This is a genomic window from Streptomyces sp. PTL18, assembly GCF_059510295.1.
This window is the reverse complement of record NZ_JCAJZO010000020.1, coordinates 41,116-67,819: the sequence shown is the minus strand read 5'-3', so window position 1 is coordinate 67,819 and position 26,704 is coordinate 41,116. Positions and strand designations below refer to the sequence as shown.

Sequence of the window (26,704 nt, the reverse complement as noted above, 5' to 3'; positions counted from 1 at the left end):
CGAATACCGCATGTACGGGTGAGGTTCGGGCGCTGCTGGGTAGGCTCCTCAGACATGGAGCATGAGGTGTTCGTTCCGCTTCCCGCCGAGCGGCTGCGCGAGGCGCTGGCCGACCCGGCCCGGGTGGCCCGCGCGATCCCGGGGCTCCAGCAGGACGAGGACACGGGGGTCATCGCCGGCCGCCTGAGGGTGCGCGCCGGCGGCCACACGATCGCCTACCGCGGCACCCTGCGGGTCGAGGGGCGGGACGACGGCTCGTTCGCGGTGGAGGGCGAGGCCGCCGAGGCCCGCGGCACGGGCACGGCGAAACTCTCCCTGTCCCTGCGCCTGACCCCCGCCGAGGACGGCACCACGGTCACGTTCAGGGGAACGGCCACGGCCGACGGGCGGATCGCGGAACTGCCGGTGGGGACGGCGGCGTCGGCGGCGACGCGGCTGCTGGGACGGTTCGTGGAGAACCTGGGCGCGGAACTGGGCCAGGATCCGGGGGTCGACCTGGGCGAGGCGGCGGAGGAGCGCCCTGGGGAGGTGGGCCCTGCGGAGGCGGCCGGACCGCCGTCACGGGAGCCGGGTCCCGAGGAGGCGTCCGCCTCGGCCGACGACACCGAGGTCCCGCCGCCGTCTCCCGAGCCCCTCGCCGAGGAGGACGAACCGGGCGTCCCGTCCGACGCCTTCGACGGCGAGGACGAGTCAGGCGTCCCGTCCGACGCCTTCGACGGCGAGGACGAATCGGGTCTCCCGTCCGACGCCTTCGACGAGGAACCGCCCGCCGAGGCGGCGCACGCCCGTCGCACCATGATCGGCCGCAGCGCCGAGGAGGTCGATCACGCGCCCCCGCGCGGACGTTACGCCCCCGTCCCGCCCCCGGAGTCCGTGGCAGCCACCGCCACGCTGCGCTGGGCGGCCCCGGCGGCGGCCCTGCTGGTGGCATCGGCGATCATCGCGGGCCGGCTGCTGCGGCGGCGGCGCTGAGGACCAGGGGCGGCCCCCGAGCCACCGCACGCCACCTTGATCCGCCCAGTAGGGTCGGACTCGTGAGTAACGACGAGATCACGTTGGCCGCGGGAGACGCGGAGGTCGTGCTGGCGCCGGGGAACGGCGGGCGTGTGAGGAGCCTGCGTGTCGGCGGGACGGAACTGCTGCGGCAGGGGGAACGGTTCGGCTGCTTCCCCATGGCCCCCTGGTGCGGCCGCATCCGGGACGGCAGGTTCCGCGACGGCGGCACCGTCCAGCAGATGCCCCTCAACGCCGCGCCGCACGCCATCCACGGCACGGTCCGCGACGGCGTCTGGCGCGTCGCCCGCACCGAGCCCACCGAGGCCGTCCTCACCTACGACCTGGTCACCCCCTGGCCCTACGCCGGCCGGGTCACCCAGCTGGCCGCGCTCACCGAGGACGCCCTCACGCTGACCATGTCCGTGGAGACCTACGACGACTCCTTCCCGGCGCAGATCGGCTGGCACCCCTGGTTCCACCGCAGCCTCGGCGGCGCGGACGTCCGTATCGACTTCGACGCCGCCTGGCAGGAGGAGCGGGGCGACGACCACCTGCCCACCGGCAACCGGATCGACCCCAAGCCCGGCCCCTGGGACGACTGCTTCGGCATGCCCGGCGGCGTCGACGTCACCCTCACCTGGCCCGGGCAGATGGAGCTGAAGGTCACCAGCCGCGAGGAGTGGGTCGTGGTCTACGACGAGCAGTCCGAGGCGGTGTGCGTGGAACCGCAGACCGGCCCCCCGAACGGCCTCAACACCCTTCCGCGCCTGGTCACCCCGATCGAGCCGCTCGAGGCCACGACCACGTGGACCTGGCGCCGCCTCTAAGCTGGCTGCCATGAGCGACGTTCGCGGCGAGCTGCTGCAGCAGATCAAGGACAAGGCCGTGGTGCACGGCAAGGTGACCCTGTCGTCGGGCAAGGAAGCCGACTACTACATCGACCTCCGCCGCATCACCCTCGACGGCGTGGCCGCCCCGCTGGTGGGTCAGGTCATGCTCGACCTGACCGCCGACCTGGACTACGAGGCGGTCGGCGGCCTGACTCTGGGCGCCGACCCGGTGGCCACCGCGATGCTGCACGCCTCCGCCGCGCGAGGGAAGACGCTCGACGCCTTCGTCGTCCGCAAGGCGGGCAAGGCGCACGGCCTGCAGCGCCGGATCGAGGGTACGGAGGTCGCGGGCCGCCGTGTGCTGGCTGTCGAGGACACCTCCACCACCGGCGGCTCGGTGCTGACCGCCGTCGAGGCGCTGCGGGAGGCCGGAGCCGAGGTCGTCGCGGTCGCGACGATCGTGGACCGGGCGACGGGCGCCGCCGAGGCGATCGCCGAAAAGGCCGGTGTCCCCTACCTGTTCGCCTATTCGAAGGACGACCTGGGTCTGGACTAGGACACGGGGTTATCCACAGGCTGGACAGGGTGTCCGAAGCATCCGGTCACGTCTGGGAAGATGGGGCCGACGATGACGTCACTCCCTAGGTCAGGGCCGTAAGCACGCAGAACGCAACCCGCACAACAAGGAGCGGACAGATGCCCATCGCAACCCCCGAGGTCTACAACGAGATGCTCGACCGGGCGAAGGCAGGCAAGTTCGCCTACCCGGCCATCAACGTGACCTCCTCCCAGACCCTGCACGCGGCCCTGCGCGGCTTCGCGGAGGCGGAGAGCGACGGCATCGTCCAGATCTCGACGGGTGGCGCCGAGTTCCTGGGTGGCCAGTACAGCAAGGACATGGTCACCGGCGCGGTGGCCCTGGCCGAGTTCGCCCACATCGTCGCCGAGAAGTACCCGGTCAACATCGCTCTGCACACGGACCACTGCCCGAAGGACAAGCTCGACGGGTATGTACGTCCGCTGCTCGCGATCTCCGAGGAGCGGGTGAAGGCCGGGCAGAACCCGCTGTTCCAGTCGCACATGTGGGACGGCTCCGCCGAGACCCTGGCCGACAACCTGTCGATCGCCCAGGAGCTGCTCGCCCGCACCGCCGCCGCCAAGATCATCCTCGAGGTGGAGATCACCCCGACGGGCGGCGAGGAGGACGGCGTCTCCCACGAGATCAACGACAGCCTGTACACGACGGTCGACGACGCGCTCCGCACGGCCGAGGCGCTCGGCCTCGGCGAGAAGGGCCGCTACCTGCTGGCCGCGTCGTTCGGCAACGTGCACGGGGTGTACAAGCCGGGCAACGTCGTGCTCCGCCCCGAGCTGCTGAAGGAGCTGAACGAGGGCGTGGCCGAGCGGTTCGGCAAGGAGTCGCCGTTCGACTTCGTCTTCCACGGCGGTTCCGGTTCCACGGAGCAGGAGATCCTGACGGCGCTGGAGAACGGCGTGGTCAAGATGAACATCGACACGGACACCCAGTACGCCTTCACGCGTCCGGTCGTCGACCACATGTTCAAGAACTACGACGGCGTCCTGAAGGTCGACGGCGAGGTCGGCTCCAAGAAGACCTACGACCCGCGCACCTGGGGCAAGCTGGCGGAGGCGTCGATGTCGAAGCGCGTGCTGGAGGCCTGCCAGAACCTCCGCTCGACCGGCACGAAGATCAAGTAACAGTGGTTGGCGGGGTGCCGGCAGCCGACTAGCTGCGGGCAGTCGTGCCGCTTGGCGGCACGGGTGGGTGCCTCCCCTCTGCTCGAGGAGCTCGGGGGAGGCACGCCGTCGGCGCAGGGTTGCGCCGCCCGGCTCCCGGGCACCCGCGACACCGCGTACTGTCCGGCCAACTCCCGGGCGCCGCAGCCCTGGCTCAGCCACACCCGACGCGGGATGATCCCAGCATGGCGGTCACCGCGCAGCAGCCCCCCGCCGTGAGGCTCGCCTCCCCGCAGGGGAAGTGGATCCTCCTGACCACAGTGCTGGGCTCCAGCATGGCCCTGCTGGACTCCACCGTCGTCAACGTGGCCCTCCCCCGCATCGGCCACGCCCTCGACGCGAGCCTCGCCGCCCTCCAGTGGACCGTCAACGCGTACCTCCTCACGCTCGCCGGTCTCATCCTCCTCGGCGGCGCCCTCGGCGACCGGTACGGCCGCCGCAGGATCTTCGTCCTCGGCGTGCTGTGGTTCGCCACCGCCTCCCTCCTCTGCGGCGTCGCCCCCACCTCCGGCGTCCTCATCGCCGCCCGCGCCCTCCAGGGTGTCGGCGGCGCCCTGCTCACCCCCGGGTCGCTCGCCCTCATCCAGGCCACCTTCCACCCCGAGGACCGCAGCAGAGCGGTCGGCCTGTGGTCCGGCTTCGGCGGCATCGGCGCCGCCGTCGGCCCGTTCCTCGGCGGCTGGCTGGTGGCCGGCCCCGGCTGGCGCTGGGTCTTCCTCCTCAACGTGCCCCTGGCCCTCCTCTGCGCCCCCATCGCCGTACGCCACGTCCCCGAGTCCTCCGCCGGCGGCACCCGCAGCCGTCGCTTCGACGTCCTCGGCGCCACTCTCGGCGCCCTCTCCCTCGCCCTGGTGACGTACGCCCTCATCGAGGCGCGCGGCGACTGGCCCCTCGTCGCCGCCAGCGCGGTCGCGGGCCTGGCCGCCGGCGTCGCGTTCGTCCACGTCGAACGGCACCGCCGCGACCCGATGATGCCGCTCGGCATCTTCGCCTCCCGCCAGTTCACGGCGGTCAACCTGGTGACCCTCTGCGTCTACGCGGCCTTCGGCGGATTCTTCTTCCTCACCGCGCTCCAGCTCCAGGTCGTCTCCGGCTACTCGCCCCTGCGGGCCGGTCTCGCCCTGCTGCCCACCACCGTCCTGATGCTCCTGTTCTCGTCCCGCTCCGGCGCCCTCGCGGAGCGCATCGGACCGCGTGTGCCGCTCACCGTCGGGCCCCTGCTGTGCGCGGCCGGCATGCTGCTGATGCTGCGCGTCGGCAAGGGCGCCTCGTACGTCGTCGACGTGCTGCCCGCCGTGCTGGTCATGGGCGCGGGCATGGTCACCCTGGTCGCCCCGCTGACCGCCACGGTGCTCGCGTCGGTGGACACCGCCAGGGCCGGTCTGGCGAGCGGCATCAACAACGCTGCCGCCCGCGCGGCCGGCCTGATCGCCGTGGCCGCGCTGCCCCTGCTCACCGGGATGGGCCCGGAGGCGTACCGTGTGCCGGACGCGTTCGAGGCGGCCTTCCGCCGGGCGATGCCGCTGTGCGCGGGCGTCCTGGTGGCGGGCGCGGCGCTCGCCTGCGCGACGGTACGCCGCATGGCCCCGGAGTGCCGCCACCCCGAGTGCCGCACGCACTGCTCCATGACCGCCCCGCCGCTCGAGCCACGCCATGGCTCCACGCCTTCCGGCAATGATCCGGCGCCTTGATACTCATCCGGGCGGTGAGCACGGCCTGGGCGGTGCGCACCGGCCCGGGCGGTGACCACGGCCTGAGAGGTGAGTACCGGCCCGGGCGCTGAGTACCGGCCCGGCCGTGAGCGCCGACCCGGGCGGTGAGCACCGATCCGGAACGTGAGGCTTCGTCCCCGTCGCGACCGGTGCTCCCCGTCGCGACCGGTGCTCCGTGGCGCGAACGCTGCTCCGTGTCGCGAACGCTGCTCCGTGGCGCGAGCACTGCTCTAGGCTGCGAGCACTGCGCCGGGTTGCGATCACTGCTCCAGTTCACGAGCACGGCTCCGTGTCGTGCCTGCTGCTCCAGGCCCTACCGGTTGCTCCGGGCCAATGAGCATTGATCCGCGCAGTGAGCACTGATCCGCGCAGTGAGCGCCGATCCGCACCTGACCACCGGTCCGGCACGATGATCCGACGTCGGGCCCATGCCGCAGGCCCATGCCGCACACTGATCCCATGACCCTTCACGAGAATCTCCTCGGGGGCCCGCCCCCCACGCACCTCCCCGACGACCCGGAGCCGCGGGAGCTCCTCGCGAGTGGCACGGCGCCCGCCGAGGTCGCCGCGCGGTACCCCGCCTCCTCCCTCGCCTGGGCGCAGCTCGCAGACGACGCGTTCGAGCGCGGAGCGGTCGTCGAGTCGTACGCGTACGCCCGCACCGGCTACCACCGCGGCCTGGACGCCCTGCGCCGCAGCGGCTGGAAGGGCCACGGGCCGATCCCCTGGGAGCACGAGCCCAACCGTGGCTTCCTGCGCGCCCTGCACGGCCTCGCACGCGCCGCGCAGGGCATCGGCGAGCAGGAGGAGTACGAGCGCTGCACCCAGTTCCTGAAGGACTCCTCGCCCACGGCGGCCCAGACGCTGGGCTAGCCCCTGCGGGAGGTGCCGGGCCCGTCTGTGACCAGGCGGGCCTTGCGATGTCCCGGGGCATTGCGGACGATGCCTGTGGGGACCGGGGCCCCCGTGCCGGCATCGGCAGGGGCGGACCGCTACCCGGAGCACACACAGGAGACAGCGATGTCCCAACAGGCTCACCAGCCCCCTCGCACCGCCGAGGCTCATGAGCCCGAGACCCCGCATCTCGACTTCCAGGGCACGACCCCTTACGAGGACTACGTCAAGGCGGACGTGCTCACCCACCTCCAGCACACCCTCTCCGACGACCCCGGAGAGATGGTCTTCCTGGTCACGACCCAGGTGATGGAGCTGTGGTTCACCGTCATCGTCCACGAGTGGGAGACCGCGGCGCGCGCCCTGCGCGAGGACCGGGTACCGGTGGCGATCGACGCGCTGAAGAGGTCCGCACGGGAACTCCAGGCGCTGAACGCGTCCTGGCGGCCCCTGGCGCAGCTGACGCCCGCGCAGTTCAACTCCTACCGCTCCGCCCTCGGCGAGGGCTCGGGCTTCCAGTCGGCGATGTACCGCCGCATGGAGTTCCTGCTCGGCGACAAGTCCACGTCCATGCTGGTCCCGCACCGCGGCGCGCCCCGCGTCCACGCCGAACTGGAGAAGGCGCTGCAGGAGCCGTCCCTGTACGACGAGGTGCTGCGGCTCCTCGCCCGGCGCGGGCACCCCGTCCCGGACGCGGTGCTGCGGCGCGACGTCTCGCGGCGTTACGAGCCGTCGGAGGAGGTCGAGTCGGTCTGGGCCGCCGTCTACTCGGGGGACCCGGACGACGAAATCGCCCGGCTGGGCGAGGCGTTGACCGACGTGGCGGAACTGGTGTGGCGCTGGCGCAACGACCATCTCCTCGCCACCCGGCGCGCGATGGGCGCCAAGCCCGGCACGGGCGGTTCCGCCGGGGTGGCCTGGCTGGAGAAGCGGGCCCAGAAGAACGTGTTCCCCGAGCTGTGGACGGCGCGGTCCCATGTCTGAACCGACGGCCGGACTGACGGCGAAGGCGAAGGAGCTGGACGCGGCGGACGAACTCGCGCCGCTGCGCGCGCGGTTCGTGCTCGACGAGGTGGTCTACCTGGACGGCAACTCGCTGGGCGCGCTGCCCGTCGCCGTACCGGACCGCATGGGGGACGTCGTCCGCAGGCAGTGGGGACGGCTGAGGATCCGGTCCTGGGACGAGAGCGGCTGGTGGACGGCGCCGGAGCGGGTCGGCGACCGGATCGCCCCGCTGGTCGGGGCCGCGCCCGGGCAGATCGTGGTGGGCGACTCGACCAGCGTGAACGTCTTCAAGGCGCTGGTGGCGGCGGTGCGGATGGCCCGCGAGACGGACACGGGCCGGGACGAGGTGGTGGTCGACGCGACGACGTTCCCGACGGACGGGTACATCGCCGGGTCGGCGGCGCGGATGACGGGCTGCACGCTGCGTCCGGTGGCCCCGGCAGACGTGCCCGGGGCGTTGTCGAACCGTACGGCGGCCGTGCTGCTGAACCACGTCGACTACCGCACCGGCCGGCTGCACGACCTGCCCCGGCTGACGGCCGCCGTGCACGCGGCGGGCGCGGTCTCGGTCTGGGACCTGTGCCACAGCGCGGGTGCGCTGCCCGTGGGCCTGGACGAGCACGGGGTCGACCTGGCGGTCGGCTGCACCTACAAATATCTGAACGGGGGGCCCGGCTCACCGGCGTACCTGTATGTGCGGCGGGAGCTGCAGGACCGCTTCGACTCACCGCTGCCGGGCTGGAACTCGCACGCGGAGCCGTTCGGCATGCGGACCGACTACGAGCCGGCGCCCGGCGCCCTGCGCGGGCGCGTCGGCACCCCGGACATCCTGTCGATGCTCGCCCTGGAGGCGGCGCTGGAGGTGTGGGACGGCGTCCCGATCGACGCGGTCCGCGCCAAGTCGCTGGCCCTGACGGACTTCTTCCTCGAGTGCGTGACGACCTACGTCCCGCCCGGCAGGGTCGAGTCCCTGACCCCGGTCGCGCACCGGGAACGGGGCAGCCAGATCGCGCTGCGCTGTCCCCCCGAGCTCCCGGCTGCGCTCGAGCAGGGAGGTACCCCCGTCGCGGGGGACGTGATGAAGCGGCTGATCGCCGCCGGCGTGGTCGGTGACTTCCGGGCGCCGGACGTGCTGCGGTTCGGGTTCACGCCGCTGTACGTGGGGTTCGGGGACGTGGAGCGGGCGGCCCGGGTGCTGGCGGAGGTGCTGGCCGAGGTGGTGGCCTGACGGGTGGCTCCCCTGGGGGCGGGACTCCGCCCCCAGGGGGCCTCTGCCCCGCCTCACCGGGACGGCACAGCAGATCCGTTTGCTCCTCACCGAGAGTGACAACCCCCTGCTGACGCACGTCACCCGCCTGATACCGTCCCCGCGGCGGCCGGTGTCCTCCGGCCGCCGCGTACGAATCCCGTTCTGCCGCTGAGAGGTTGGAGCATGCCGGACGACGACGCCCCCCGCGATGCCGCCGAAGAGGCGTCCGCCTTCTCGCACCCGCCGGTGGACCCCGACTCCACCGCCGCCTACGGCGGCCACCCCGACCAGGTGATCGACTTCTACGCCCCGCGGCAGACCGAGCCGGCCGGGGCGGCGGACGCCCCGGAACTCGCCCCTCTGGTCGTCCTGCTGCACGGCGGCGCGTGGCGCGCGCCGTACGACCGGCGGCACGTCTCGCCGTTCGCGGACTTCCTGGCCCGCCGGGGCTTCGCCGTGGCGAGTGTCGAGTACCGCCGTGGTGCCCTCATCCCGTCGCAGGCCGACGGGTCCGCGGGCGAGGGTTCCGGTGCGGGCGGCGGTACGGGGCCGGTGGCAGGCCGCTGGCCGGACACGTTCGACGACGTGGCGGCCGCGTTCGACGCGCTTCCCGGCCTGGTGCGCGAGGTGCTCCCGCAGGCCGACCCGCGCCGCACGGTGGTCACCGGGCATTCGGCGGGCGGCCACCTGGCGCTGTGGGCCGCGGCCCGCCACGTCCTGCCGCCGGGCTCCCCGTGGCGTATTGACCGCCCGGCCCCGCTGCGCGGTGTCGTGGCGCTCGCCCCCATCGCGGACTTCCGCGTCGCCGACAAGCTGGAGGTGTGCGGCGGCGCGGCGGTCCAGCTCCTCGGCGGAAGGGACCGGTTCGAGGAACGCAGACCGTACGCGGACCCGGCGCTGCTGCTGCCCACCGGTATCGCCACGACCCTGGTCCAGGGCCGGACGGACGTCGTGGTCCCGCAGGCGGTCGCCGAGGCGTACGCGGAGGCGGCGGCGAAGGCGGGCGAGGTGGTCGGCCTCACGCTCCTGGAGGGCGTCGGCCACTTCCCGCTGATCGATCCGGCGGCGGACGCGTGCGCGGTGGTGGCCGAGGAGATCGCGCAGCTGGCGTGGTAGCCGCGGCGCCCCCTTGGGGCCCCCTTTCAGCCGTCTCTGAGCCGCCGTGAGCCGCCGCTTTCAGCCGCCGCTTGAGCCGCCACGAGCCGCCGCTTTCAGCCGCCGCTTGAGCCGCCACGAGCCGCCGCTTGCGCGGCCCCGTGCGCGGCTCGTGCGTCGTCCGTGGCAGTACCCGGTCATACCCGTAGTACCTGAGAGCTACCTCCCAAGTGAGCTCCTCGGCATGATGCCGACGACAGGTGACGCTCCGTAACTTCCTTTCCGTGACCGCCCGGTGCGCGGGCGGCGGAAGGGGAGGACGTCATGGGCTCGCGGGGGAGGCACCCGGTCGCGTCCGCGTACGCGGACGGTCGGGACGACCATGGGGGCGGCGACGGACGGCGGGGCCGTCGCCGCCGTCGACTCGGACGCCTCCGCCGTACCCTGCTCGCGGTCCTCGTCGCGGTCGCCGTCGTCGTCCCCCTGTCGGCCGCCGCGCGGCCCCGCATCCCGGCGCCGCCGCCGGCCACGCCCGTCCCGCTCTCGGCGGCCACGCTCACCGGGACGTACGAGGCGAACCGCGCGGACGCCGCCGAGGCTTCCCGCATGGCGGCCGACCACGGCGACCGGAGACGGGCGGCGGTGGAGCGGGTACTGTCCTCACCCGCCCGTCATCTGCTGGCCTTCGACGGCCGGGGCACGGGCCGGGTGACCGAGGTCCTCGGCGACCTGGCCACGGCACGGCACATAGCGGTCCTGGTACCGGGTTCCGACACCTCGCTGGACACCTACGGCCGTTTCCGCGCCACCGCGCTCGCCCTGCACCACGACACCGGCCGGGACACGGCCGTGATCGCCTGGCTCGGCTACGACACGCCCCGGACGTTCAGCACCGACGCGCTCACACCGACCCGTGCCGCCCAGGCCGCCCCCGCGCTGGAGCGGTTCGTACGGCAGCTGCGGGACGCGCTCGGCCCGTCGCCCCGCGTCTCCCTGCTCTGCCACTCCTACGGGACCGTCGTGTGCGCCGGCGCGGCCGCCGCCGTCGACGCCCAGGACATCGTCCTGGTCGGCAGCCCCGGTACAGGCGCGGACTCTGCCGCCGCCCTGCACACCCACGCCCGCGTCTGGGCGGCCCGCGGCGGCGACGACTGGATCGCGGACGTGCCGCACCACCGTCTGGACCTGTTCGGCACCACCGTCGGTTTCGGCACGGACCCGGTCTCCCCGGCCTACGGCGCCCGCGTGTTCGCCGCGGGTGACGGCGGCCACAGCGACTACTTCAAGCCGGGCTCGGCCTCCCTGGCCAACCTGACCCGGATCGTTCTCGGCCGGACCTCGGAGGTGACCCGTGCGTGACACGACCGTGCGGCAGCAGACCCTGAACGCGATACGCGCCGCGGCCCACCGCGCCGACCTGGCCACCCCCGCCGAGCGGGACCGCGCGGTCGACGCCCTGCGGGCCCTGGCGATCCTCGGAGTCGTCCTGGGGCACTGGCTGGTGACCGCCCTGGTCGCGGACTCGGGCACGCTGCACACCGCGAGCCCACTGCACTTCATGCCATGGCTGGCCCCGGTCTCCTGGGTGTTCCAGACGCTCGCGGTGTTCTTCCTGGTGGGCGGCCACGTCGCGACGAAGGGCTACGCATCCGCGCGCGGACGGGGCGTCTCCTACGGGCAGTGGCTGCGCGCCCGCCTGACCCGGCTGTTCAAGCCGGTCGCGGCGGTCGTGACGCTGTGGACGGTCGCGGCGTGCGGCCTGCTCGCGACGGGGGCGGACGCCGGCACGGTCCACACCCTGGTGAAGCTGGCCCTGTCGCCCCTGTGGTTCCTGCTGGTCCTCGGGGCCCTGACGGCGGCGACCCCGTTGGTGACGCGGCTCAACCCGCTGTGGCCGCTGGCCGTCGTCCTCCATGTGGACATCGTCCGTTTCGGATTCGGCGGCCCGTCCTGGCTGGGCTGGGTGAACCTGCCGGCGGGCTGGCTCGTGCCGTACACCCTGGGCGCGGCCTGGACCCGGGGCGAGCTGGAGAGCCGCCGCGCGGGCTGGGCGCTGTTCGCCGGTGGCACGGCGGTGACGGCGGGGTTGGTGGTGTGGGCGGGGTACCCGGGGTCGATGGTCGGTGTCCCGGGTGAGCCGGTCTCCAACCTGGACCCGCCCACCCTGGCCGCCGTCACCTTCGGCCTGGCCCAGTGCGGACTGGCGCTGCTGCTGCGTGAACGGCTGCGCCGCGCGATGCGCCGCCCCCTGGCCTGGGCGGCGGTGGCCCTGGTGAACCTCTCCGCGATGACGATCTTCCTGTGGCACCAGACGGCCCTGATGGCGACCACCGCGACGGGCCTCCTCACGGGCCGCCTGCCGGGCCTGCACACCACCCCCGACCACCTGACCTGGGTGGCGGCACGCCTGGTCTGGCTGCCGGTGTTCGCCCTGGCCCTCGCCCTGTGCTGGACCGCGTTCCGCACTCATGAACAGGGGCCGCGCGGGCCCCGGGGCCGCCGATCCCGCGTGGTGTTCGTCCACAGGTTCCCCCGCACTGGAGCGAAGACGGCCGGCGGTGCCTAGGGTGAGCCGGATGAGGGAGGCACGCTACGAGGACCCGGCCGGCGGCGCGTTCGGCACGCCGGGCCGCGACCCGTCCCCCCGGACCGGGTCGCCTGAGCCGGAGCACCGCTTTGCCGGCCCCCTCGTCTCGGGCCTCTCCTCTCTCCTCACCGCACTCCGCCGACAACTGCGCATCCTCCGGGACGACCTGTGGACGTTCGCCTCCGATCCGCTCCCGCCGCTGTCGCGGCCCCGTCTGCTGCGTCGGGCACCGCACGTCGTCGTGTGCGTCCTCGCGCTGGTGCTCTCGATCGGGGCGGCCAACGAGCTGAGCGACAGCTATGACCTGCTCCCCACGCTCGACGTGGCGATCGGCCTGGCGCAGGGCGGAGCCGTCGCGCTGGCCCTGTGGCGTCCGCTGCCCGCCTGGTGGCTGTCGCTGGCGGCGCACCTGGTGGCCTCCCAGATCAGCCGGATGGCCACGTTCCACGCCCTGGGGTCCTTCGTCGACCCGCCGCCGTGGCCCTGGACGGGCTCCGCCATCACCTCGTGCGCCATTGTGCTGTTCCTGCTGGCCCTGAGGGTGCCCACCCGCGTCGTCGGCGGCGTCTGGGCACTGACCGCCCTGGTGACCTATCTGGTCCAGGGCGTCGAGGGCGCGGCCCGCTACTCCGCCACCGGCCTGCCCGCGCTGGCCGTCTTCGGCGTCGTCCTCCTGGTCGGCACGGCACTCCGCGGCCGCCGCGAAGCCCGTACGCAGCTCGTCCAGCTGACCTTCGTGACGGCCGAGGAGCGGGCCCGCCGCACCCTCCTCGAGGAACGCAGCCGCATCGCCCGCGAACTGCACGACGTCGTCGCCCACCACATGTCGGTCATCTCCATCCAGGCCCAGGTCGCCCCGCACCTGGTGGAGAACCCCTCCGACGAACTGAGGGAGAACCTGGACGGCATCCGCAAGAACGCGCTGGAGGCCCTGACCGAACTGCGCCGGGTCCTCGGCGTCCTGCGCTCGGAGAACCCCGCCGACCCCTACGGCATAGGAAGCGGCACCGGCGCCGCCCCCGACTCCCCGCAGCCCACCCTCGACCGGCTCGACGCCCTCGTGGAGAACACCCGCGCCGCCGGCATGGAGGTGCGCACGGAGATCGTCGGCGAGGTGCGCCCGCTGCCACCCGGCGTGGAGCTGTCCGCGTACCGGATCGTCCAGGAGGCCCTCAGCAACGCGCTGCGGCACGCCCCCGGCTCCACCGTCCGCGTCGAACTCACCTACTTCCCGCGCGGTCTGCAGTTGCACATAGCCAACTCCCGTCCCACGCGCCCTGCTCCGCCGTCACCGGGAGCGGGACATGGGCTGCTCGGCATGCGGGAGCGCGCCGTGATGCTCGGCGGGACCCTCTTCGCCACCGAGACGCTGTGCGGCGGCTTCGCGGTGGCGTGCTTCCTGCCCAGCCCGAAGGACCCCCCGGCCGACGGCAGTCCCACCGATCCGACAGGAGAAGAGAACCGATGACGATCAGCACCATCCGCGTACTGATCGCCGATGACCAGATGATGGTCAGGCAGGGCTTCACGGTGCTGCTCAACGCCACGCCCGACATCGAGGTCGTCGGCCAGGCCGTCGACGGCAGGGACGCGATCGCCAAGGTCGCCGAACTCGCCCCCGACGTCGTCCTGATGGACATCCGCATGCCCGAGCTGGGCGGCATCGAGGCGACCCGGCACATCACGGAGGCCGCCCCGCACCCCAGGGTCCTGGTCCTGACCACCTTCGACCTCGACGAGTACGTGTACGACGCCCTGCGCGCCGGAGCCTCCGGCTTCCTCCTCAAGGACGCCTCCGCCGACCAGCTCGCCGAGGCGGTACGGGTGGTGGCGGCGGGCGACGCGCTGCTCGCACCGGGCATCACCCGGCGCCTGCTCGCCGAGTTCTCCCGGATGCACAGCGCCCCCCGGGCCCCGCTGAAGGAGCGCGTCGGCGACCTCACCGAGCGGGAGACGGAGGTCCTGGCCCTCATCGCCCAGGGCCTGTCGAACGCGGAGATCGCCGAACGCCTCGTGGTCGCCGAGCAGACGGTGAAGACGCATGTGGGCCGCATCCTGGTGAAGCTGGGCCTGCGCGACCGCACCCAGGCGGCCGTGTTCGCCTACGAGTCGGGGCTGGTGCGGCCGTCGGGCTACTGAATCCGCTGGATCCGGCCGCGGGGACGAAGCGACCCCGACCCGTAGTACCTGAGGAGGATTCCGGAGGACCCCTCTCACTGGTGACGACCGCGCCCCCTGACCGGGCCTACCTTTTCCACGTGACCGAGACGACCCAGAGGCAGACGCCACCGGACGGCGCGTACGCCCCGTACACGCCGCGCAGCCCCGAGTACCGGATGGCCGCGGACGCCCTGCGCAGGATGCGGCAGGACCTGTTCCACGGCGCCTTCGCCTACCGCCCGTTGCCTCGTATGAGCGTCGACGGCCCGGTGGCCGGGCGGCTGCCGCGGCGCATGCGGGAGTACGCGGCCTGGACCCCGCACGCCGTGGTGGCCGGGGTCGGCCTGGTGGCGATGGTGGTCGCCCAACGGGACGACACCGGCGGACTGTCGAGCCTGCTGATCGGGCTGTTCGCCCTGATCCCGGTGTTGCTGACACTGGTGCGCCCGGTGGGAGCCTTCTGGACCTCCTTGGCGGGAACCGCCGGGACGGCGTTCCTGGGCTCCTCCTGGGGCGCCTGGCCGTGGCTGCCCAGCAGCTTCATAGCCCATCTGACGGTGCTGACGGTGGTGGCGATACGCACCCGGCCGCGCACGGCGGCGTGGATGTGGGTGGCCACCGCGGCCTACGCCTTCGTCGCCGAGACCGCGTTCGGGTGGGGCCACTACGCCAGCGACACCCCGGCCATGCTGGTCGTCTCCGCCCTCGCGCTCCTCACGGTCACCGTCCGGCACATACGCCGCGAGGCCGAGCAGGAGGTCACCGCCCAGCAGACCGAGACCGCGCACGAGCGTTCCCGGCGGACCCTGCTGGAGGAGCGCACGACGATCGCCCGGGAGCTGCACGACGTGGTCGCCCACCACATGTCGGTGGTCGCGATCCAGGCGGAGGCCGCGCCCTACCGGGTGGAGAACCCGCCGCCGGAGCTGGAGAAGGCCTTCGCCACGATCCGGGAGAACGCGGTGGCGGCCCTGACCGAGCTGCGCCGTGTCCTCGGCGTCGTACGGGCGGAGGGCTACGAGGCCCCCGACGCACCCCAGCCCACCCTCGCCGACCTGGACGCCCTGCTGGCGAATGTGCGCGAGGCGGGACTGAGCGTGGAGAAGACGGTCACGGGCGCGGTGCGGGAGCTCCCGCAGGGCGTCGAACTGTCGGCGTACCGGATCGTCCAGGAGGCCCTCAGCAACACGTTGCGGCACGCGCCGGGGACGAGCGCCCGCGTGGAGATCGCCTACGTCCTCGGCGGGCTGGGTCTGCGCGTGGTCAACACGCGCCCGCAGGCTCCCCACCTGATCAAGCCCTCCCCGGGCGCCGGCCACGGCATCACGGGCATGCGGGAGCGCGTCACCATGCTGAACGGGGAGATGACGGCCGGACCGGCGGACGACGGCGGCTATGAGGTGGCGGTTTTCCTGCCGGTACCGGCCGTCGCGGCGACCGAAGGGGACGCATGACCATCCGGGTACTCGTCGCGGACGACCAGATGATGGTCCGCGAGGGCTTCTCCGTTCTGCTGAACGCGATGCCGGACCTCGAGGTGGTCGGCGAGGCGGTCAACGGCCGGCAGGCGGTGGAACGGGTTCGGGAACTCGCCCCGGACGTCGTCCTGATGGACATCCGCATGCCGGAGCTGAACGGCATCGAGGCGACGCGGGAGATCGTGGCGGCGGACGTGTCGGCCAAGGTCCTGGTCCTGACCACCTTCGACCTGGACGAGTACGTGTACCAGGCCCTGCGCGCCGGAGCCTCCGGCTTCCTCCTCAAGGACGCCTCGGCACGCCAGCTGGCCGACGCGGTCAGGGTGGTGGCCGCAGGCGAGGCCCTCCTCGCCCCCTCGGTCACCAAGCGCCTGATCACCGAGTTCTCCCGCCTCTCGGACCGTCCGGCCCTGCCACCCTCGGCCCAGGCGGCCTACGGCGAACTCACCGAACGCGAAACAGAGGTCCTCGTCCTCATCGCCCAGGGCCTGTCCAACGCGGAGATCGCCGAGCGGCTGGTGGTGGCCGAGTCCACGATCAAGACGCACGTCAGCCGGATCCTGGTGAAGCTGGGCCTGCGCGACCGCACCCAGGCGGCGGTCTTCGCGTACGAGGCGCGGCTGGTGACACCGGGGTGAGCCGCCCTCCGGTGTGAGACCCCCTGGTCAGGAGGCGCCTGCTCGGTTAGCGTCCGGGCATGGCAGTTCGTTCCGCTCTCGCGTTCGACCCCTGGGACCCGGCGTTCGTGGCCGACCCGTACCCCGCCTACGCCGAGCTGCGTGCGCAGGGCCGGGTGCACTACTTCGAGCCCACCGGCCAGTGGCTGGTGCCGCACCACGCGGACGTGTCGGCGTTGCTGCGGGACAGGCGGCTGGGCCGGACGTACCAGCACCGGTTCACGCACGAGGAGTTCGGCCGCACGGCGCCCCCGCCGGAGCACGAGCCGTTCCACACCCTCAACGACCACGGGATGCTGGATCTGGAGCCGCCGGACCACACCCGGATCCGGCGCCTGGTGTCGAAGGCGTTCACCCCGCGCACGGTGGAGCGGCTGAAGCCGTACGTCCACGCCCTGGCGCACGACCTCGTCGCCGGTCTCGTCCGCCGCGGCGGCGGGGATCTGCTGGCCGATGTGGCCGAGCCGCTCCCGGTCGCGGTGATCGCCGAGATGCTGGGCATCCCCGAGGCGGACCGCAGCCGGCTGCGCCCCTGGTCGGCGGACATCTGCGGGATGTACGAGCTGAACCCGTCCGAGGAGACGGCCGCGAAGGCGGTGCGGGCGTCGGTGGAGTTCTCGGCGTATCTGCGGGACCTGATCGCCGCGCGGCGCAAGGAGCCGGGGGACGACCTGATCTCCGGGCTGATCGCGGCGCACGACGAGGACGACGACCGGCTGACCGAGCAGGAGATGATCTCCACCGCGGTGCTCCTGCTCAACGCGGGGCATGAGGCCACCGTCAACGCCACCGTGAACGGCTGGTGGGCGCTGTTCCGCCACCCCGACCGGCTGGCCGCCCTGCGCGCCGACCACTCCCTGGTGCCGTCCGCGATCGAGGAGCTGATGCGCTACGACACCCCGCTGCAGCTCTTCGAGCGCTGGGTGCTGGACGACATCGAGATCGACGGTACGACGATCCCGCGCGGCTCCGAGATCGCCATGCTGTTCGGCTCCGCCAACCACGACCCGGCGGTCTTCACCGCCCCCGAGGAGCTGGACCTGACCCGCAGGGACAACCCGCACATCTCCTTCAGCGCCGGCATCCACTACTGCATCGGCGCACCCCTGGCCCGTATCGAGCTGGCGGCGTCCATGACGGCGTTGCTGGAGAGGGCCCCGACGCTGCGCCCGGCGGCGGAGCCGGAGCGGAAGCCGAACTTCGTGATCCGGGGCCTGAAGGGACTGAGCGTGGAGGTGGGCTGATCTTGCTGATCACCCGCTCGGTCCTCATGCGCCGGGCGGGCGGGCCGCAGGCAGGGTGAGCGCCCACGCTCCCTGCCGGACCACCCACGTCCGCGTCCGCACCGGCCCCGACACCACCGCGTCCGCGCGGTACCGGAAATCGGCCCCCGACACCGTCACCCTGCGCCCCACCGCCAGCAGCGGCGACGCCTCCGCGCCCACCGAGACCGGCCGTACCTCCACCTCGGCCACCCCCGGATCGCCGGGCGACACGGACACCGCCTCCACCGGCTGGTCCAGGTCCACCAGTGTCTGCCCGTCGACCTCCACCCGCAGCCGGGACGGTCCGGGTCCCGCCGACCGCGGCGACGGCACCCGCGTGGGACGCGCCGCGAGCGTCCGTACCAGCGACTGGCACGTCCGCAGCCACGGACGTCCCGAGCCCGCCGACGAGGCCGGCACCGGCTCGGCCCCCGACGCCTCCCGCGCCGGAACCGGAGGGATCCCCAGGTCCCCGAGCACCACGCCGTCACTGTCGTCCACCAGCAGGTCCAGCCGCCGCTCCACCCCGTCCAGGACGGCCCGCGCCGCCGCGACCGCCCCCGCCGGCACCCCCAGCGACCACGCCAGCGACTGCGCGGCGCCCACCGGCACCAGCGACAGGGCCGTCATCCCCAGCTCACGGCACCGGTGCAGGTGCGTCACCGCCCGCAGCAGCGCCCGGTCGTCGCCGACGACCACCGGCCGCCGCGACCCCCGGCGATCCAGCGCCCGGGCGAATTCCTCCGGTCCGTCCGGGAGACACACCTTGGTGGCCGCACCCGCGCTGAGCACGTCTTTCGCGATCCGTACCGACTCACCGTCGCTGTGACGGGCGACCGGGTCGATGACCACGAGGAGCTGGTCGGAAGTCGCCACCTCGGTCCTGCCTCGCTTCCTCGGGTAGCATCTCTGTGCAAGAGCCCCTTGCGCTATTGCGTCAGGGGCTTCGTCTATTCCGGGGCATCCGGTCCGACGGTTTGCGGCCAACGACGGTCGCGGTGCACGCGGCGGTGAACCCTCCGCGTACGCCCTCGACCCTGGACATGCCCCGCCCGGAAGGGGTGTACGCGCGTGCCCGCACTTGTGCTGCTCGGTGCTCAGTGGGGTGACGAAGGCAAGGGAAAGGCCACCGACCTGCTCGGTGGTTCGGTGGACTATGTCGTGCGCTACCAGGGCGGCAACAACGCCGGCCACACGGTGGTCGTGGGTGACCAGAAGTACGCGCTCCACCTTCTCCCTTCCGGAATCCTGTCCCCGGGCTGTACGCCCGTCATCGGCAACGGCGTCGTCGTCGACCCGTCGGTCCTGCTCTCCGAGCTGAGCGGTCTGAACGAACGCGGTGTCGACACGTCCAAGCTGCTGATCAGCGGCAACGCCCACATCATCACGCCGTACAACGTCACCGTCGACAAGGTGACGGAACGCTTCCTCGGAAAGCGCAAGATCGGCACGACCGGCCGCGGTATCGGCCCGACCTACGCCGACAAGATCAACCGGGTCGGCATCCGGGTCCAGGACCTGTACGACGAGTCGATCCTGACCCAGAAGGTCGAAGCGGCCCTCGACGTCAAGAACCAGATCCTCACCAAGCTGTACAACCGGCGCGCGATCGCCGTCAGCCAGGTGGTCGAGGAGCTGCTGGGCTACGCCGAGAAGATCGAGCCGTACGTCGCCGACACGGTCCTGGTCCTGAACCAGGCCCTGGAGGAGAACAGGGTCGTCCTGTTCGAGGGCGGCCAGGGCACGCTTCTGGACATCGACCACGGCACCTATCCCTTCGTGACCTCGTCGAACCCGACCGCGGGCGGTGCCTGCACCGGTGCCGGCGTCGGCCCGACGAAGATCAGCCGTGTCATCGGCATCCTCAAGGCGTACACGACCCGTGTCGGCTCGGGCCCCTTCCCGACCGAACTGTTCGACGAGGACGGCGAGGCGTTGCGCCGCATCGGCGGCGAGCGGGGCGTGACGACGGGCCGCGACCGCCGCTGCGGCTGGTTCGACGCGGTGATCGCCCGCTACGCGACCCGGGTCAACGGCCTGACCGACTTCTTCCTCACCAAGCTCGACGTCCTCACCGGCTGGGAGCAGATCCCGGTCTGTGTCGCGTACGAGATCGACGGCAAGCGGGTGGAGGAGCTTCCGTACTCCCAGACGGACTTCCACCACGCGAAGCCGGTCTACGAGATGCTGCCCGGCTGGCAGGAGGACATCACGAAGGCCAAGACCTTCGCGGACCTCCCGAAGAACGCGCAGAACTACGTCAAGGCCCTGGAGGAGATGTCGGGCGCCCCGATCTCGGCGATCGGCGTGGGTCCGGGCCGCGACGAGACCATCGAGATCAATTCCTTCCTGTAAGTCCCTTACCTCCTCGTCCTGTTGGGCCGGTCATGGACATCCTTGACCGGCCCATGGGCTGCTCCTGGTTCCGCGCAGAGAAAGCGACCGGGACTATCTACGCGGGTAGTGCCGTCCCTCTCCGTTCTCCACTTCCAGGAGTCCCGTATGCCCGTCAGCCCCATGAACAGACGCGAGTTCATGCAGAAGTCGGCCGTCACCTCGGCGGCGGTCGCCGTCGCGGGAGCGGCCGGCACCGGTACGGCCGAAGCTGCCGACCACAGGCCCGTCAGGACGCCGCGTACCTGGTCCTTCTCCATCCTCGGCACCACCGACCTGCACAGCCACGTCTTCGACTGGGACTACTACAAGGACGCCCCCTACAGCGACAAGGCCGGCAACTCCGTCGGTGTCGCGCGGGTCGCCACGCTCATCAAGCAGCAGCGCGAGGCGAAGGGCGAGGACCGCGTCCTGCTCGTCGACGCCGGCGACATCATCCAGGGCACCTCCCTGGCCTACTACTTCGCCCGCGTCGATCCGATCACCGGCACCGACGGCAAGAAGGGGCCCAAGCACCCCATGGCCGTGGCCATGAACCACATGCGCTACGACGCCGCCGCGCTCGGCAACCACGAGTTCAACTACGGCATCGACGTGCTGCGGAAGTTCGAGAGCCAGTGTCACTTCCCGCTGCTCGGCGCCAACGCGCTGGACGCCAAGACGCTCCGGCCCGCCTTCCACCCGTACACCGTGAAGCGCATCCGGGTCCCCGGTGCCCCTGACATCAAGGTCGGCATCCTCGGGCTCACCAACCCCGGTATCGCGCTGTGGGACAAGGACAACGTCAGCGGGAAGATGGTCTTCCCCGGGCTCGTCGAGCAGGCGAAGAAGTACGTGCCGCGTCTGCGCGCGCTGGGCTGCGACGTGGTGTTCCTGACGGACCACTCGGGCCTCGACGGCTCGTCCTCCTACGGGGACGAACTCCCGTACGTGGAGAACGCGTCGAACCTGGTCGCCGAGCAGGTGCCGGGCATCGACGCGATCCTGGTCGGCCACACCCACGTGGAGGTCCCCTCCTACACGGTCAAGAACGAGGAGACCGGCGAGGAAGTCCTCCTCTCCGAGCCCTACTGCTGGGGCTACCGCCTGAGCGTCTTCGACTTCGAGCTCGAACTGCACTGCGGCCGGTGGAAGGTGACGGGCAAGACGGCCCGGACCCTCAACCCCAACACGGTCGAGGAGGACCCGGAGATCAAGCGGCTCCTGGAGGCCGACCACGAACTCGTGGTGAAGTACGTCAACACCCCCGTCGGCACCTGCACGACGGACCTGTCGGCGGCGGAGTCCTGCTGGAAGGACGTCCCCATCATGGACTTCATCCACCAGGTTCAGATGGCGACGGTCGCCTCCGGGCTGTCCTCCGCCGACGCGGCGCTCCCGCTGATCTCCGTCGCCGCGCCCTTCAGCCGGACGGCGGACATCCCCGCAGGGAACGTGACGATCAGGGACATCGCCGGGCTCTACATCTACGACAACACCCTCTACGGCAAGAAGCTCACCGGCGCCCAGCTCAAGGACTACCTCGAGTACGCGGCGAAGTACTACCACCAGGTCCCGTCCGGTACGAAGGTCGACACCGCGACCCTCACCAACGCCAACAACTTCTGGGACTACATGTACGACACCGCCGCCGGGGTCGACTACGAGATCGACATCGCGCAGCCCGAGGGCTCGCGCATCAAGAACCTCTCCTACAAGGGCGCAGCGATCGCCGACGACCAGGTCTTCGTCGTCGCCGTCAACAACTACCGTGCCAACGGCGGTTCGGGCTACCCGCACATCGCCTCGGCGCCGATCGCCTACAGCTCGACGAACGAGATCCGCCAGTTGATGATCGACTACGTGACGGAGAAGAAGACCCTCGACCCGGCCGACTTCGCCGTCACCAACTGGAAGCTGACGCAGGACGGTACGCCGGTCTTCTGAGGGCGGCGTCCCTGAGAACACGGGGAGTTGTGAGCGAGGCAGCCGACGACGGCAAGAAGGTCGTCCAGGGGTTCTTCGAGGCGGTCGGCGAGGGCCGGATCGAGGACCTGCCGCGGTACATGGCGGCCGATGTCGTGGACCACAAGATCATCCACGGCGAGGCCGACGAGCCGGGGGCTGCTTTCGACGGCCTGCGCCGGCAGTCCGAGGCGCTGGCTCCGCTCACCGCCCGGGTGGAGGAGCTGATCAGCGAGGGTGACCGGGTGGTGGCCCGCGTCACCCAGCGGGGGGTGCCCAGCGGGGCCCACCCGCGTATGCCCGAGCCGACCGGGAGGGCCTTCGAGAGCGAGGCGATCTGGATCTTCACGCTGAGCGCGGGCCGGATCACCGAGATACGTGCGGTGAGCGACCGCCTGGGGCTGTTCGCCCAGCTCGGCCGGCCCCTGCCGCAGAGCTGAACCGGACGCGTCAGGGCGTCGAGCGGGTGGCGCCGAAGCGGGTCTCGTGGGTCCGGACGTGGTGGCACACGAGGCACTGCGGGTGCGGCAGGCTGCCGGAGCCGGACAGCCTGCGGCGCCACCCGCACCGGTCGTCGCAGTGCGGGCAGTCCCCGCCCCGGGCGCGGCGCCTGCCGCCTCCTCGGGGTGCCGCGTCAGCGGTGACCATCTGCCGGGGGAAGGGCACCCGCAGAGAGCCCCTCACCGCCTCAGCTGAACACGATCATCGACCCCTGCGCCAGGCTCCGCGTGGCCGCCGCGTGCAGCCCCAGCCACACATGGCGTTCGCGGGCGAACGGGCTCGGGTCGTAGGGGGCCGGGAGCGCGGGTTCCTCCAGAGCCGTGGGAGCGAGCGGGGGCTCCGGGGCGGCCGGGGGGTTCGACGGGTCGATACCGATCGAGGCGGCCACGAACTCCAGCTCCCGCAGCAGCGCCTGGGAGGAGCCCAACGGGCCGCCGCCGGCGAGGAGTTCGTCGTTCGACAGGGGCTGCGGGAAGTCCACGGGGACGTAGGCGCCGGCGTGGTCGTAGTGCCACACCAGGTGCGACTGCTGGGCCGTCGACTCGAACATCTCCAGGAGCTGCTCGTAGTCGCCGCCCAGTTCGTCGACCGGGGTCACGGCGAGGCCGCACACCTGGAGCAGATAGGCACGGCGCAGGAAGTGCAGCGCGTCGTAGTCGAATCCCGCGACCGGGGCCACCGCTCCGGTCAGGCCCGGCATGTACTGGTACACCGGCACCGGTGGCAGTCCGGCTTCGCCCAGCACCTTGTCGTAGAGGGCGAGTTCCTCGGCGAAAGGGTTGTCGGGGGTGTGGCACAACACGTCGACGAGCGGGACCAGCCACAGGTCACAGGCCAACAGTAAGCTCCTCGGGTTATCGGTGTGGTGCAGGAAGCGTAATGGGCGTGCGGGCGGCCGGTCGCGCTCAGCCGTGCAAGCCGTGCAGGTCCCATACCCACACGCCGCCCACCCACTTACCGGGCCGCCCCACCAGCTTGTTCACGGTGTCCCGCAACGGGTCCTGGTACTCCTGCGGTGGCAGCACCAGCACGCCCGCCTTCCAGTACGCGAAGTCGGCGCGGGCCCGCGCCCGCCAGGTGTCGCCGATGGTGGGCTTCACGCCGGTGAAGCTGATGTCCCGCAGCATGGCGGCGGTGAAGCGGGGCTTGGCGCCGTAGACGCCGATGCGCTCGCTGCCCCAGGGGCCGTTGAAGTACCCGCCGGGCAGTGTGAACGCGAAGTGGGCCGCGGTCTGCCAGTGCAGCGCCTCCGCGTCGCCGGAGTCGGGCAGCGGGACGGGCACCAGCGTCTCGTCCCCGTGGACGTACGACCTCCACGTGCCGTCCGCGATGAAGGCCGGTACGGGAGCCCGTTCCACCGCCGGCAGCGGGGCCGGGACGATCGGGACGAGCGCGGCAGCGACCGCCGTGAGGCCGAGCAGCTGGTTGCCGGCGTGCGGTGTGTGCGCCAGCCGCTCGATCGCCACCGCCAGCAGCAGGCCGAGTGCGGGCGCGCAGATCAGGGCGACCCGGCCCTCGATGACGGACTCGAACAGCGGCAGGTGCGCGAACAGCGCCCAGGGGCCGGGGGCCGTGGTGTGCGACAGCGGGAACCGGAAGCGCGGGCCGAGGGACAGGAAGGCGGCGGCGAGGGCGGTGAAGCCCAGCGCCCTGACCAGGGCCTGCTCCCACAGCCGTACGACGATCGCGAGGGCGAGGGCCACCAGCGGCCAGCCGTAGAAGGCGTTCTGCTCGGTCGTGTTCAGGGCGAGTGCGTTCGCGGTGTCCTCGTCGCCCGCGACCAGTGAGTCCTTGGCGAAGGCGAGCAGGGACAGCGGGCTGTTGCCCGTGAAGCCGCCGTGGAAGACGCTCCGGTAGCTCTGCGGGCCGAAGAACTGCCAGTACAGGGGGAGTGCCACCAGCGGCAGGCACACCGCCGCGGCGATCGCGAGCCCCTTCAGCAGCGGGCGCCACGCCGCCTTCGCCACGTCCCGGCGCACCACCGCGTACGCGCCCGCGAACAGCGCCGTGCCGAGGGAGGCGAGCAGCAGCGGCTCCTCGCCCAGGAAGATCTGGTACGTCGCCATCAGGCCGAGGACCACCCCGTCCGGCACCACCCCGGCGCCCGCGCACAGCCGCAGCGCGCGCTCGATCATCAGCGGGATCATGAACAGGACGACGAAGTTGGGGTGGGCGGCGGCGTGGCTGACCATCGGGGGCGCGAACGCGGCGAGCGCGGCGCCGGTGAAGGCCGCGCCCCGGTGCCGTACCACCCGTCGCACGATCAGCCGGTACCAGGCGGCGGCCGTGGCGGCCAGCCCGAGCGTCATCACCAGGGCGAGCGTGACCGCGGGGCCGAGCAGCAGGGTGAGCGGCGCGAGGGGGACGGTCAGGCCGAACATGACCGTGTTGGCCATGAGGTTCACGCCGTCGGGGAAGCCCTGGAGATGGGTGAAGAGGGGGTTGCGCAGGTGGGCCACGTTGTGGGCCGTCACCGCGAAGAACCACTCCCACTGGTTCTGGTCCTGCATCGAGTCCGGCAGGTAGCGGTGGTCCGGGTCCGCCCAGCGGCCCGCGTACAGGCCCACCGCCATCAGCAGGAACACGACGACCGCGAGGACGTCGGCCGGGCGGACGGAACGCGCCTTCAGCAGGGCCAGCTCCCCCGCCGTGCGGACGTAGTCGAGGGGGCGGAGCTTGGAGCCCGGCTGGTGCGCCCAGCGCACCGGTACCTCGGTCACCGGCCAGCGGGAGCGCCGGAAGTGCCGGAGTATCTCCACGTCGATGCCCCAGCCGCTGAGCCGGGAGGCGGCGAACGCCGCACGGGCGCGGTCGCCCTCGTACAGTTTGAAACCGCACTGCGTGTCGCGTACGCCCGGCACGGCGGTCCGGCGTATCAGCACGTTCGCGGCGCGGCCGAGCAGCCTGCGAGGTCGGCTCTGGGGCCGCTCGATGGTCGCGCCCGGCACCGCGCGGGAGCCGACCGCCGCCGCGTACCCCTCGGCCAGCGCCTTGTCGAGGACCTCCAGCTCCTCGATCGGGGCGGCCAGGTCGGCGTCGGTGACCAGCACCCGGCGGCCACAGGTGGCCAGGGCCCCCAGGCGCAGGGCATGGCCCTTGCCCCGGTTGCGGTCGCCGGTGACGAGCCGCACGCGCTCCTCGGCGGCGCAGGCGGCGATGACGACGTCCCGCGTCCCGTCGGTGGACCCGTCGTCGACCACGACGACCTCCCAGGCCCCGAGGCGGCCCTCGTTGTCGCGCAGATACGCGGTGATCGCGTCGAGCGTGGGCCCGAGCCGCTCCTCCTCGTTGTGGGCGGGTACGACGACGGACAGGTCGACGGACGGGGCGTTGGAGATGGCCGGCATGTCCTCTAAGACGTCCGCGGTCTGCCCCGTGCTCAACCGGCGGCCAGTCGCTCCAGCAGGGTGAGGGAGTGCGCGTGGTACGCGGCGACCACGGCCTGCGCGGCGGCCGGGTCGCGGCGGGTGAGGGCGTCGACCAGTTCGGTGTGCCCGGCCCACAGCCGGCCCCTCAGATCGGTGACCCGGCGCAGGTGCTGCACGGCGCACACCCAGGACTGCACGCGCAGCCGGTGCAGGAAGTCGGCGAGGTAGGGGTTGCCGTACAGGGCGCTCAGCTCACGCCAGAAGCGCAGGTCGTAGCCGATGAGGATGTTCAGGTCGCCGACGGTGGCGGCGCGCGCGGCCTCCTCGCCGCGGCGGCGCACGGCGGCGAGGGCGGCGGTGCGGCGCGGCTCGTCTGCGGCGGTCCTGCGGCGGTCGGCGGTTCTGCGGCGGTCGGCGGTCCCGCGGTCGGCGGTCCCGCGGTCGCCGCCGCGGGCGCCGCCCTCGGTGAGGCGGTGGAAGATGCCGTCGGTGACCAGGCTGCGGGCCTCGATCATGCCGCGGTAGTCGTCCAGGGAGTAGGCGCGGACCTCGAAGCCCCGGTGCTGGACGGCGTCCAGGAGACCCTGCGCCGACAGGTCGACCAGCGCCTCGCGGACGGGGGTCGCGGAGACGCCGTACTGCTCGGCGATCTCCTTCACCGTGAACTCCTGCCCCGGCTGCAACCGGCCGGCCAGCACCTCGTCGCGGAGTGCGTCCGCGATCTGCTGCCGCAGGGTGCTGCGGGTGACGGCGCCATTGCCGGGCATCGTTGTCTGGGTCCCCCCATCCGC

24 protein-coding genes are annotated in these 26,704 nt (G+C 72.3%); 19 read left to right on the top strand and 5 right to left on the bottom strand.

Translation table 11 applies throughout. From position 1 onward, the window contains the following. Positions 1–54 precede the first annotated feature (54 nt). The 16 genes from AC5WS8_RS29350 to AC5WS8_RS29275 all read left to right on the top strand — a co-directional run bounded on the left by AC5WS8_RS29350 (position 55) and on the right by AC5WS8_RS29275 (position 17,685). Positions 55–972: an SRPBCC family protein gene (locus tag AC5WS8_RS29350; RefSeq protein ID WP_496106522.1), complete on the top strand. Its 918-nt coding sequence runs from the start codon at positions 55–57 to the stop codon at positions 970–972. 62 nt (positions 973–1,034) lie between these two features. Continuing rightward, positions 1,035–1,823, top strand: a complete 789-nt coding sequence (locus tag AC5WS8_RS29345) for an aldose epimerase family protein (protein ID WP_496106521.1) — start codon at positions 1,035–1,037, stop codon at positions 1,821–1,823. A gap of 10 nt (positions 1,824–1,833) precedes the next feature. Beyond that, on the top strand, positions 1,834–2,382 hold the full coding sequence (gene pyrE, locus AC5WS8_RS29340; RefSeq protein ID WP_496106520.1) for an orotate phosphoribosyltransferase: 549 nt from the start codon (positions 1,834–1,836) through the stop codon (positions 2,380–2,382). A gap of 140 nt (positions 2,383–2,522) precedes the next feature. Next, on the top strand, positions 2,523–3,545 hold the full coding sequence (gene fbaA / locus AC5WS8_RS29335; protein ID WP_496106519.1) for a class II fructose-bisphosphate aldolase: 1,023 nt from the start codon (positions 2,523–2,525) through the stop codon (positions 3,543–3,545). Between the two features lie 224 nt (positions 3,546–3,769). Beyond that, on the top strand, positions 3,770–5,275 hold the full coding sequence (locus tag AC5WS8_RS29330; RefSeq protein ID WP_496106518.1) for an MFS transporter: 1,506 nt from the start codon (positions 3,770–3,772) through the stop codon (positions 5,273–5,275). A gap of 480 nt (positions 5,276–5,755) precedes the next feature. Beyond that, the gene (locus tag AC5WS8_RS29325) at positions 5,756–6,169 is read left to right on the top strand and encodes a DUF3151 domain-containing protein (RefSeq protein WP_496106517.1); all 414 of its coding nucleotides are present in this window, start codon (positions 5,756–5,758) and stop codon (positions 6,167–6,169) included. Between the two features lie 147 nt (positions 6,170–6,316). Next, entirely contained in the window at positions 6,317–7,174 is an 858-nt protein-coding gene (locus tag AC5WS8_RS29320; protein ID WP_496106516.1) for a tryptophan 2,3-dioxygenase family protein, read from the top strand. Beyond that, complete coding sequence (gene kynU, locus AC5WS8_RS29315) at positions 7,167–8,423, top strand: kynureninase (RefSeq protein ID WP_496106515.1); 1,257 nt, start codon at positions 7,167–7,169, stop codon at positions 8,421–8,423. The genes AC5WS8_RS29320 and kynU overlap by 8 nt, the downstream gene beginning before the upstream one ends. Before the next feature lie 204 nt (positions 8,424–8,627). Beyond that, positions 8,628–9,560, top strand: coding sequence for an alpha/beta hydrolase (locus AC5WS8_RS29310; RefSeq protein ID WP_496106514.1), 933 nt, complete (start codon positions 8,628–8,630; stop codon positions 9,558–9,560). Between the two features lie 303 nt (positions 9,561–9,863). Continuing rightward, a complete protein-coding gene (locus AC5WS8_RS29305) occupies positions 9,864–10,898 on the top strand; it encodes an alpha/beta hydrolase (protein WP_496106513.1) in 1,035 nt (344 codons plus the stop codon). Continuing rightward, positions 10,891–12,105 (top strand): acyltransferase family protein, encoded by a 1,215-nt coding sequence (locus tag AC5WS8_RS29300; protein ID WP_496106512.1) that lies wholly within the window; start codon positions 10,891–10,893, stop codon positions 12,103–12,105. The genes AC5WS8_RS29305 and AC5WS8_RS29300 overlap by 8 nt, the downstream gene beginning before the upstream one ends. A 10-nt stretch (positions 12,106–12,115) precedes the next feature. Next, positions 12,116–13,594, top strand: a complete 1,479-nt coding sequence (locus AC5WS8_RS29295) for a sensor histidine kinase (protein WP_496106511.1) — start codon at positions 12,116–12,118, stop codon at positions 13,592–13,594. Beyond that, a complete protein-coding gene (locus AC5WS8_RS29290) occupies positions 13,591–14,265 on the top strand; it encodes a response regulator (protein WP_496106510.1) in 675 nt (224 codons plus the stop codon). Before AC5WS8_RS29295 ends, AC5WS8_RS29290 begins: the two co-directional genes overlap by 4 nt. 119 nt (positions 14,266–14,384) lie before the next feature. Beyond that, positions 14,385–15,740, top strand: a complete 1,356-nt coding sequence (locus tag AC5WS8_RS29285) for a sensor histidine kinase (RefSeq protein WP_496106509.1) — start codon at positions 14,385–14,387, stop codon at positions 15,738–15,740. Next, on the top strand, positions 15,737–16,402 hold the full coding sequence (locus AC5WS8_RS29280; RefSeq protein WP_496106508.1) for a response regulator: 666 nt from the start codon (positions 15,737–15,739) through the stop codon (positions 16,400–16,402). Before AC5WS8_RS29285 ends, AC5WS8_RS29280 begins: the two co-directional genes overlap by 4 nt. Before the next feature lie 59 nt (positions 16,403–16,461). Beyond that, positions 16,462–17,685, top strand: a complete 1,224-nt coding sequence (locus tag AC5WS8_RS29275; RefSeq protein WP_496106507.1) for a cytochrome P450 — start codon at positions 16,462–16,464, stop codon at positions 17,683–17,685. Positions 17,686–17,709: 24 nt separating this feature from the next. On the opposite strand, the gene AC5WS8_RS29270 is transcribed toward AC5WS8_RS29275, so the two are convergent. Continuing rightward, positions 17,710–18,582, bottom strand: a complete 873-nt coding sequence (locus AC5WS8_RS29270) for a diacylglycerol kinase family protein (RefSeq protein WP_496106506.1) — start codon at positions 18,580–18,582, stop codon at positions 17,710–17,712. A 195-nt stretch (positions 18,583–18,777) separates the two neighbouring features. Between AC5WS8_RS29270 and AC5WS8_RS29265 the strand changes: the two genes are divergently transcribed. The 3 genes from AC5WS8_RS29265 (at position 18,778) to AC5WS8_RS29255 (ending at position 22,484) form a co-directional block, all read left to right on the top strand. Beyond that, complete coding sequence (locus AC5WS8_RS29265) at positions 18,778–20,061, top strand: adenylosuccinate synthase (RefSeq protein ID WP_496106505.1); 1,284 nt, start codon at positions 18,778–18,780, stop codon at positions 20,059–20,061. 147 nt (positions 20,062–20,208) lie between these two features. Then, positions 20,209–22,026, top strand: a complete 1,818-nt coding sequence (locus tag AC5WS8_RS29260) for a bifunctional metallophosphatase/5'-nucleotidase (RefSeq protein WP_496106504.1) — start codon at positions 20,209–20,211, stop codon at positions 22,024–22,026. A 29-nt stretch (positions 22,027–22,055) separates the two neighbouring features. Further along, positions 22,056–22,484, top strand: coding sequence for an ester cyclase (locus AC5WS8_RS29255; RefSeq protein ID WP_496106503.1), 429 nt, complete (start codon positions 22,056–22,058; stop codon positions 22,482–22,484). A 10-nt stretch (positions 22,485–22,494) separates the two neighbouring features. On the opposite strand, the gene AC5WS8_RS29250 is transcribed toward AC5WS8_RS29255, so the two are convergent. The 4 genes from AC5WS8_RS29250 to AC5WS8_RS29235 all read right to left on the bottom strand — a co-directional run bounded on the left by AC5WS8_RS29250 (position 22,495) and on the right by AC5WS8_RS29235 (position 26,680). Then, positions 22,495–22,728, bottom strand: a complete 234-nt coding sequence (locus AC5WS8_RS29250) for a hypothetical protein (protein WP_496106502.1) — start codon at positions 22,726–22,728, stop codon at positions 22,495–22,497. Positions 22,729–22,732: 4 nt separating this feature from the next. Then, the gene (locus tag AC5WS8_RS29245) at positions 22,733–23,383 is read right to left on the bottom strand and encodes a putative DNA-mimic protein (protein WP_496106501.1); all 651 of its coding nucleotides are present in this window, start codon (positions 23,381–23,383) and stop codon (positions 22,733–22,735) included. 67 nt (positions 23,384–23,450) lie between these two features. After that, on the bottom strand, positions 23,451–25,892 hold the full coding sequence (locus tag AC5WS8_RS29240; protein WP_496106500.1) for a dolichyl-phosphate beta-glucosyltransferase: 2,442 nt from the start codon (positions 25,890–25,892) through the stop codon (positions 23,451–23,453). A gap of 32 nt (positions 25,893–25,924) precedes the next feature. Continuing rightward, a complete protein-coding gene (locus AC5WS8_RS29235; RefSeq protein WP_496106499.1) occupies positions 25,925–26,680 on the bottom strand; it encodes a GntR family transcriptional regulator in 756 nt (251 codons plus the stop codon). Between the last annotated feature and the right edge of the window lie 24 nt (positions 26,681–26,704).

Coding starts and splice junctions, on each gene's coding strand:
- AC5WS8_RS29295 (WP_496106511.1), top strand. CDS start 12,116: ATGAGGGAGGCACGCTACGAGGACCCGGCCGGCGGCGCGTTCGGCACG.
- AC5WS8_RS29235 (WP_496106499.1), bottom strand. CDS start 26,680: ATGCCCGGCAATGGCGCCGTCACCCGCAGCACCCTGCGGCAGCAGATC.
- AC5WS8_RS29310 (WP_496106514.1), top strand. CDS start 8,628: ATGCCGGACGACGACGCCCCCCGCGATGCCGCCGAAGAGGCGTCCGCC.
- AC5WS8_RS29290 (WP_496106510.1), top strand. CDS start 13,591: ATGACGATCAGCACCATCCGCGTACTGATCGCCGATGACCAGATGATG.
- AC5WS8_RS29325 (WP_496106517.1), top strand. CDS start 5,756: ATGACCCTTCACGAGAATCTCCTCGGGGGCCCGCCCCCCACGCACCTC.
- AC5WS8_RS29280 (WP_496106508.1), top strand. CDS start 15,737: ATGACCATCCGGGTACTCGTCGCGGACGACCAGATGATGGTCCGCGAG.
- AC5WS8_RS29350 (WP_496106522.1), top strand. CDS start 55: ATGGAGCATGAGGTGTTCGTTCCGCTTCCCGCCGAGCGGCTGCGCGAG.
- kynU (WP_496106515.1), top strand. CDS start 7,167: ATGTCTGAACCGACGGCCGGACTGACGGCGAAGGCGAAGGAGCTGGAC.
- AC5WS8_RS29330 (WP_496106518.1), top strand. CDS start 3,770: ATGGCGGTCACCGCGCAGCAGCCCCCCGCCGTGAGGCTCGCCTCCCCG.
- AC5WS8_RS29320 (WP_496106516.1), top strand. CDS start 6,317: ATGTCCCAACAGGCTCACCAGCCCCCTCGCACCGCCGAGGCTCATGAG.
- fbaA (WP_496106519.1), top strand. CDS start 2,523: ATGCCCATCGCAACCCCCGAGGTCTACAACGAGATGCTCGACCGGGCG.
- AC5WS8_RS29260 (WP_496106504.1), top strand. CDS start 20,209: ATGCCCGTCAGCCCCATGAACAGACGCGAGTTCATGCAGAAGTCGGCC.
- pyrE (WP_496106520.1), top strand. CDS start 1,834: ATGAGCGACGTTCGCGGCGAGCTGCTGCAGCAGATCAAGGACAAGGCC.
- AC5WS8_RS29275 (WP_496106507.1), top strand. CDS start 16,462: ATGGCAGTTCGTTCCGCTCTCGCGTTCGACCCCTGGGACCCGGCGTTC.
- AC5WS8_RS29305 (WP_496106513.1), top strand. CDS start 9,864: ATGGGCTCGCGGGGGAGGCACCCGGTCGCGTCCGCGTACGCGGACGGT.
- AC5WS8_RS29240 (WP_496106500.1), bottom strand. CDS start 25,892: ATGCCGGCCATCTCCAACGCCCCGTCCGTCGACCTGTCCGTCGTCGTA.